We start from the raw sequence: 7086 nt of genomic DNA on the forward strand, positions 1-7086 counted from the left end.
CCCCCCCCGCACGGGCGCTCTAGACCTGCCCGGGCCAGTCGGTGCCGATGATGACGTGCAGGTCCACCTCGGTGGAGAACACCCGGTTGGGCTCGACGTTGCCGAAACGCGGGTCGCGCTGGCGCAGTGCCTCCGCCTCCACCATCCACCCCTCGACCGCCTGCACGGTGGTGCGACCGACCACCGGGGTCGGGAGCAGGTTCACGTGGGTGACCTGGTAGCCCAGCGACTGCAGCACCGCGTGGACCTCCTCGACCGTGGGCCGGGCGATGCCGCCGTGGTGCAGGAGCTGCACCCGGGTCTGCCCCGGGGCTCTGCCCGGCGGGCTCGCCGCGGCGGTGGGGGCCGGCGCGTCGCGGGCCGCCGTGTCCGCGCCGGGCACCGCAGTCGTTCCGGGCCCCGCCGTCCCCGCCACGCCACCCAGCCCCGCGGTGCCCGCCACGCCACCTTCGGGCCCCGCCGCCCCCGGCACGCCACCCTCGGGCCCCGCCGTGCCCGCCACGCCACCCTCGGGCCCCGCCGCCCCCGGCACGTCGGACCCCGGCACGTCGGACCCCGGCAGGCCGGACCCCGGCACCCCACCCCCGGGTACCTCAGCCGCGCCGGCGGCAGCATCCCCGCCGGGCTCCTCGGATCCCTCGCGGCCGTCGTCCGTCCCCGACCCGGAGCGGGAATCGTCATCGCCTGCAGCGGAGCGGCCGGATCCCTCGACGGCATCCACCGGGCCGGGCGAGGATGCGCCGAGCTTGACGTCGACCGGGCCGCCCGCGTCGCCCCCCCCGATGCTCGCCGCGAAGACCAGGCACGCCAGCCCGAGGACCCCCAGCACGATCCCCAGCGGCACGCGGCTGCCCCCCAGCCCGCGCCAGCGGGGTGGCCGGCGCAGCATCGGGCCCTCGTCGACGTCGAACGGCTCGTCGACCGCGCAGTCGCGCAGCAGCTCCTCGGCGTCGAGCCCCAGATGCCGGGCGTAGATGCGCACGTAGGCCAGCGTCGTCGCGTCGTCCAACGCCAGCTGGCCCGATTCCAGCGCCGCGGGCACGTGGTCGGGCAGCTTGGTCCGAGCAGCCGCCGTCGCCCGGGACTGGCCCAGGCGTTCCCGCTGGCTGCGCAGGGTCTCCTGGACGCTGGACATCGCGGCGATTCTACTCGGCTGCGCTGCGCCTGCGGCGGGTCAGGCCTCCCGGTGGCGGGCGATGGAATCCAGGAGGCGGTCGGCGAGGTGCGCACGGCACACGAGGATGTCGGGGGAGTAGGCATCGGGCTTGTTGAAGGTGGGCGGGGCGCCGTCCACGCGGCAGACGTGGAGCCCGGCGGCCCTGGCCACGGCCGTGGGCGCCGCGACGTCCCACTCGTACTGGCCGCCGTCGTGCAGGTAGGCGTCGACGTCGCCGCGCACCACCGCCATCGCCTTCGCCCCCGCCGATCCGAGCGGCACGAGCTCCGCGCCGAGCTCGTCGGCGACGCCGCCGGCCCACGCCGGGGGGCGGGTGCGGCTCACGACGAAGCGCAGGGCCCGCCCCTCGGCGGCGGGGGGCACCGTCGGCGGCGCGTCGGTGGCGTACACCACGTCGAGGGCGGGCAGCGCCACCGCCCCGGCGGCCAGATCGCCGGCCTGCCACAGGGCCACGTGCACCGCCCAGTCGTCCCGGCCCTCCTCGGTGTACTCGCGGGTACCGTCGAGCGGGTCGACGATCCACACCCGGGCCGCGGCCAGCCGCGCGGCGTCGTCGGGGGCCTCCTCGGACAGGACCGCGTCGTCGGGGAACCGCTCGGCGATGCCCGTGACGAGCAGCGCGTGTGCGCGCGCGTCGCCCTCGTCCCCGAGGGCCTTGGGGTCCGCGCCGGCGTGCGTGCGCAGGTCGAGCAGCAGCGACCCCGCCTGCGCGGCGAGCTCGCGGGCGGCCAGATGGGAGACCTCCGGTGGGGTGCTCATGAGGTCTCCACCACAGAACGCCGGCGGGATCGGCGGCGTGACCGCCGCCACACGCGGCCCCACTCCAGCACCGCGAGCCCCCAGACGGCGGCGATGCCGACCTGCAGGATCCCGCCCAGCAGCCACCGCCGGCCCGTCGCCGCGCAGGCCGCGTCGTGGCGCTCGGCGAGCTCCCCCCCTTCGGCGACCTCCACGCCGCCGCTGCCCGCGACCGCCGCCACCACTGCGGGGGGGCAGGACAGGTCACTGTCGTCGAGCTGCACGCCGGGGACGAACAGCACCCAGATCCCGTGGAGGGCGACCAGCGCGCACCCCACCACGACCGCCTTCTGCCAGCGGCTCGCCCGGCGGAACAACCGCCCCGTGCGCGTGCCTGAGGACGACCGCTTCGAAGACGACCGCTTCGAGGACGACGAGCCGCGATGAGCGCGCGTCACGCCCGCTCCTCGTCCGGCACCGGCCAATCCGGCCCGACCCCCACGTGCAGGTGGACCTCCGCGGAGAAGGCGGAGTTGGCCGCGACCTCGGCGAAGCGGGCGTCACGGGCGGCGAGCGCCTCGGCCTCGGGCTCCCAGCCCTCGCTGTAGAGCACCGTGGTCGACGGGAAGGCCGTGCGCGCGGCGCTGACCCGGACGACCTGGTAGCCCATGGCCTCCAGGGTGGCGACCACGTCGTCGACCACCGGCGCCTGCTCGGGGCCGTGGAGCACCTGGACCCGGGTGTCCTCGGGCGCGCGCCCGGCCGGTTCGGGCTCGGGCTCTGGCTCCGGGGTGGGCTCGGGCTCCGGGTCGGGAGTCGGACTCCGTGCGGGTCCGGTATCGGCGTCGGGGTCCTCGACGTCGGGGTCGCCGGCGTCGGGGTCGCCGGTGGCTTGCCCGTCGGGGTCGACATCGACGTCGGGCGCGACCAGATCCACCCCGGCGCCCTGGTTCGCCGTCAGTACTCCCGCGGTGACCCCTGCCGCCACCAGGGCCGCCGCCACGAACACCAGCACCAGCCACAGGCCCTGCGGCCGGCGGCGTGCTGGCATTGCGCCATCGGGCCCGGGCGTCCCCCACGCGGGCCCCGCCCCCTCGGCGTGCGCGGGATCGCCGGGCACGAGCTCCTCGCCGGTGAGGTCGCGCACCCGCGCCTCAGCGTCCAGCCCCAGCGAGCGCGCGTACATCCGCAGGTATGCGCTGGTCTTGACGTCGTTTTGGGCCAGGGCCCCCTGCTCCAGGCCCTGCACGACCAGCCTCGGCACGCCGGCGTCCCGGGCCGCCTGCTCGAGGGTGAGCCCTCGGCGCACCCGTTCCTGGCGCAGAGTGTCGCCGATGCCGCGCACGCCGGTACCGTCCTGTTCTTCGGAGGGGATGACCGCCATCTTAGGCCAGCACTCCGACCGCGACGTGATCGCCGGCCCCGCCGTCCATCGCGAGCTCGATGAGCGCACGCGCCGCCCAGCGCGGGTCCTCGGCGCGGGCAAGGATCGCGGCGGTGTGTCCGACCCAGTCCCGGCCCAGGTAGGTGGTGAGGCCGTCGGAGGCCACGGCCACCCGGTCCTGGGGGCGGACCCGCACCCGGGTCACGGCGGGGATGAAGCTGTCCGGCCCGAGGAAGCCCGCGTCGTCGCCGACCGCCTTGCCCCGGCCCGCCCGTTCGCGCACGCAGACGGTGTCGCCGTAGGTCGCCACGTACAGGTGGTCGCCGACCACCAGTGCCAGGGTCAGCGCCGTGCGGCTGTCCGCCCGCTCACCTGTCGCCTCGCCGACCGCCGTGATGACTGCCCGCAGGGCCGCCCCGCAGAGCGCCTCCACGGCGGCGACGGGGCGGGCGGGCGCCTGCTGGACCACGTCCGGGGCGCGCTCGGCCACCGCGGCCAGCGCGGCACGGGCCGCGTCGAAGCCGAAGTGCCCGTCGACCACGGCGAGCAGTCGCCCGCCCGGGCCGGTCGCGGCGAGCACCCCGTCCTCGTTGGGGTCGACGTGCTCGTAGGGCTTGGGGTAGCGCCCGCGGCTGAGGGCCACCGCAGCGTGCCCGTCGACCGCGGCGTCCACGACCTCGTCGAGCACCGTGTGCTCGTCACCCCACAGCGTGACCACGCCGTTCGCCATCAACTGCCTCTCTCTTGGCCCGGTCGGCACCGGTGTGCTCGCTGCGCGGGGCAAGGCACCGGCGTGCGCGGTGCGCCCCGCCCGGCGAGGGGGCCGGGCGCACCCCATCGTCGCATACGATGCCATCGTCGCCCGACGGGGTCCGCGCAGCGTGCCGAGCCGAGGCGCTGCGAGGCTGCGAGGTCGCCGGCTGGAGCCCCCTGCGTGGAGGATCGGGGCCATGTGGTGGCCCTGATCCTGCACGGTCCGGCGCGCCGGGTGGCGGTCACGGCCGCGACCGCCGTGAGGGGACGCCGACACCGGAAGGGGCCCACCATGCAGCGCCGAGGGCGGGTCCTTGGGGGTGTGCTGGCGGCCGGCGCGACAGCCGTGGCGGTCGCGGGCGTCGTCGCCCTCGGCGCCACCCGAGGAGAGCCGGCCCTGGCCGGCGTGTTCGTCGAGCCCTCCGCCGTCCAGGGCTGCCTGCCCGCCGCGGTCACCGTCACGCTGGATCGCGCCGCGCCCGCCGACGGGCTCGCAGTGGGCCTGGCGTCCTCGTCCGCCGTCGTGGCGGTGCCCCGCCGGGTGACGGTGCCCGCGGGCGCCACCGAGATGACGGTCACAGCGGACACCGTGCCCGTCGCGGCGGTCGAGCCGGCGCAGGTGCGCGCCGCCGCCGCCGGCAGCGACGCGACCGCGACCGTGGAGGTCACGCCCGTCCAGGCCGGCACCGTCGCCGAGGACCCCGACCCGGCGTGCCTGGCCGGGTTCACCGACCTGCACGGCTACACCGATCCCGAGCGGGTCGGGGCCTTCGACGCCGCGGCGGTCCCCGAGGCCAGCGGCCTGGCCGCGAGCCGACGCAACCCCGGGTGGTGGTACGTGGTCGACGACGAGCGCCCCCGGGCGGTCTCCGCCGTGCGCGCCGACGGCAGCGACCGCACCCCGATCCCCCTGGCGGGCTTCGAGGGGCGCGACACCGAGGCGCTGGCCGTCGGCCCGTGCGGCCGCCCCGCCGGCCCCGCCGGCCCCGCCGGCCCCGCCGGCCCCGCCGGCCCCGCCGGCCCCACGTGCGTGTACGTCGGCGACATCGGCGACAACCTCGCCCGGTACGACGACGTGGCGATCCTGCGGTTCCCCGAGCCGGACCTGGCCGGCGGGGGCCCGGGCGGCGCGGTCGAGCCCGACACCATCCGCGTGTCCTACCCCGACGGGCCCACCGACGCCGAGGCCCTGCTGGTCGACGACGCCGGGTCGCTCTACATCGTCACCAAGGACGCCGGCCCCGACGGCGAGGGGGCGGCCCGCCTGTACGCCACCGACGGCTTCGTGGGCGGCACCCTGACCGACCTCGGGCCGGTGGCGGTCCCGGCGCCGGCGCACCCGCTGGTGGCGGCGTTTCGGGGCGTGGAGGTCACCGGCGGGGACCACCGTGACGGGCGGGTCGTGCTGCGCACCTACGACGCCGTCGTCGAGTACGTCGCGCCGGCGCCCGGCGCGTCGCTCGCCCAGTTCCCGACATGGCCGGTCCGCGAGGTGCCCGCCGCCCGCCAACCCCAGTCCGAGGCGGTGGCCTACGCCGCCGACGGTTGCGGCTACGCCACCGTCAGCGAGCTGGTCGGCGACATCTGGTTCGTCGGCTGCCGCTGAGGGGCCCAGGCCGACCGGCGAAGGGGCCCCCCCGAGGACAGCTCCCTCGCAGATCGGTCTCGGCCTCGGGCATGCGGTGGGCCGCAGCGGTGACGTGACCGGCTGTCCTGCCCATCTTCCCGTATCGGAAGGACGGGAAACGCAATGGACGAACGGCTAGCCACGGGCACCCGTGTGCGCACCTGGCCCATCGGTCGTCTCTTCCCCGACCAGCCGCCGGGCCGGCGTCAGCGCCACCGACCGAGCAGCGACACCACCAGCGTCAGCACGACCGACACGAGGATCATCGAGGTGATCGGGACGTACACCCGGGTGTGCTCGCCCTCGTAGCGCAGGTCGCCGGGCAACCGCCCGAACCAGGACAGCCCACCGGTCGCCACCAGCAGGCCGACCACGATCGTCGCCACGCCGAGCGCGACGATCACCAGGCCGACGGTGCGCGAGTCCATGGCCACCTCCGTGGGGGGGGGTTCGGCGTGTGCGTCGTGCGACTTTGGCATAGTTCGGAGCATGCCCGGTGCACACGCCACCATCACGTTCCTCTCCGACTACGGGCTCGCCGACCCGTTCGTGGGGGTCTGCCACGCGGTCATGGCCCGCATCGCCCCCCACGCGCGGGTCGTGGACCTGACCCACGGCGTCGCGCGCCACGACGTCACCGGCGGCGCGACGGCGCTGGCCGACTGCGCGCCCTACCTGCCGCGGGGCGTGCACCTCGCGGTCGTCGACCCCGGGGTCGGCACCGACCGCCGGGCGGTGGCGCTGACCGCCGGCGGGCACGTGCTCGTCGGGCCCGACAACGGGCTGCTGCTGCCGGCCGCCGAGCGCCTGGGCGGCGTGGACGGCGCCTGGGAGCTGGTCACGCCGGCCTACCGCCTGGAGCCGCTGTCGGCGACCTTCCACGGCCGTGACGTGTTCGCGCCCGCCGCCGCCCACCTGGCCCGCGGGGTGCCGCCCGCCGAGCTCGGCCCGGGCCGCGACCCCGTGGGGCTCGTGCGTCTGGACCTGCCCGGCGCCACGCAGGGTGACGGGCGCCTGCAGGCCACGGTGGTCGGCGTGGACGGGTTCGGCAACGTGGCGTTGAGCGCGCTCGGCGAGGACCTCGCCGAGGTCGGCATGGAGGCCGGGGACACCGTCGCCGTGGAGGTGGGCGCCGGGTCGACCACCGCGACGGTGGCCACCGCCTTCGCCGAGGTGCCCGACGACGTGCTGGTGCTGCTGGTCGACAGCACAGGCCGTGCCGCGCTGGCGGTCAACGGCGGGGACGCGGCCAGCCTGCTCGGCGCGCATCCCGGCGCGGCGGTCGCCGTCACCCGCACGCCCCGAGCCACCCGCTGAACGCGCATCCCGGCGCGGCGGTCGCCGTCACCCGGACGCCCCGAGCCACCCGCTGAACGCGCATCCCGGCGCGGCGGTCGCCGTCACCCG

The 7086-nt window shown here is 76.9% G+C and carries 8 protein-coding genes; 2 read left to right on the forward strand and 6 right to left on the reverse strand.

Annotated elements, in window-relative coordinates; genetic code table 11:
* Positions 1–19 precede the first annotated feature (19 nt).
* From WD250_13670 to WD250_13690, 5 genes are all read right to left on the reverse strand, one after another.
* Entirely contained in the window at positions 20–1135 is a 1116-nt protein-coding gene (locus WD250_13670; protein MEX2621257.1) for a helix-turn-helix transcriptional regulator, read from the reverse strand.
* A gap of 39 nt (positions 1136–1174) precedes the next feature.
* Positions 1175–1936, reverse strand: coding sequence for an inositol monophosphatase family protein (locus tag WD250_13675; protein MEX2621258.1), 762 nt, complete (start codon positions 1934–1936; stop codon positions 1175–1177).
* Positions 1933–2253 carry a hypothetical protein gene (locus WD250_13680; protein MEX2621259.1) on the reverse strand — a complete coding sequence of 107 codons (321 nt, stop codon included), beginning with the start codon at positions 2251–2253 and terminating at the stop codon, positions 1933–1935. The genes WD250_13675 and WD250_13680 overlap by 4 nt, the downstream gene beginning before the upstream one ends.
* A 116-nt stretch (positions 2254–2369) precedes the next feature.
* A complete protein-coding gene (locus WD250_13685) occupies positions 2370–3299 on the reverse strand; it encodes a helix-turn-helix domain-containing protein (GenBank protein MEX2621260.1) in 930 nt (309 codons plus the stop codon).
* 1 nt (position 3300) lies between these two features.
* Positions 3301–4029, reverse strand: a complete 729-nt coding sequence (locus WD250_13690) for a protein phosphatase 2C domain-containing protein (GenBank protein ID MEX2621261.1) — start codon at positions 4027–4029, stop codon at positions 3301–3303.
* A gap of 315 nt (positions 4030–4344) precedes the next feature.
* On the opposite strand from WD250_13690, the gene WD250_13695 reads away from it, so the two are divergent.
* A complete protein-coding gene (locus tag WD250_13695; GenBank protein ID MEX2621262.1) occupies positions 4345–5658 on the forward strand; it encodes a hypothetical protein in 1314 nt (437 codons plus the stop codon).
* A gap of 227 nt (positions 5659–5885) precedes the next feature.
* Here the strand turns inward: WD250_13695 and WD250_13700 are convergent, their stop codons facing one another.
* A complete protein-coding gene (locus tag WD250_13700) occupies positions 5886–6107 on the reverse strand; it encodes a DUF2905 domain-containing protein (protein ID MEX2621263.1) in 222 nt (73 codons plus the stop codon).
* A 61-nt stretch (positions 6108–6168) separates the two neighbouring features.
* Between WD250_13700 and WD250_13705 the strand changes: the two genes are divergently transcribed.
* Complete coding sequence (locus WD250_13705) at positions 6169–6996, forward strand: SAM-dependent chlorinase/fluorinase (protein MEX2621264.1); 828 nt, start codon at positions 6169–6171, stop codon at positions 6994–6996.
* Positions 6997–7086: the final 90 nt, after the last annotated feature.

The sequence above is a fragment of the Egibacteraceae bacterium genome (genome assembly GCA_040905805.1).
Classification (GTDB): Bacteria; Actinomycetota; Nitriliruptoria; order Euzebyales; family Egibacteraceae; genus DATLGH01.

Excerpts from the sequence above, each read along its gene's own strand:
- WD250_13690 (MEX2621261.1), bottom strand. The coding sequence starts at position 4,029 with ATGGCGAACGGCGTGGTCACGCTGTGGGGTGACGAGCACACGGTGCTC.
- WD250_13670 (MEX2621257.1), bottom strand. The coding sequence starts at position 1,135 with ATGTCCAGCGTCCAGGAGACCCTGCGCAGCCAGCGGGAACGCCTGGGC.
- WD250_13700 (MEX2621263.1), bottom strand. The coding sequence starts at position 6,107 with ATGGACTCGCGCACCGTCGGCCTGGTGATCGTCGCGCTCGGCGTGGCG.
- WD250_13705 (MEX2621264.1), top strand. The coding sequence starts at position 6,169 with ATGCCCGGTGCACACGCCACCATCACGTTCCTCTCCGACTACGGGCTC.
- WD250_13675 (MEX2621258.1), bottom strand. The coding sequence starts at position 1,936 with ATGAGCACCCCACCGGAGGTCTCCCATCTGGCCGCCCGCGAGCTCGCC.
- WD250_13685 (MEX2621260.1), bottom strand. The coding sequence starts at position 3,299 with ATGGCGGTCATCCCCTCCGAAGAACAGGACGGTACCGGCGTGCGCGGC.
- WD250_13695 (MEX2621262.1), top strand. The coding sequence starts at position 4,345 with ATGCAGCGCCGAGGGCGGGTCCTTGGGGGTGTGCTGGCGGCCGGCGCG.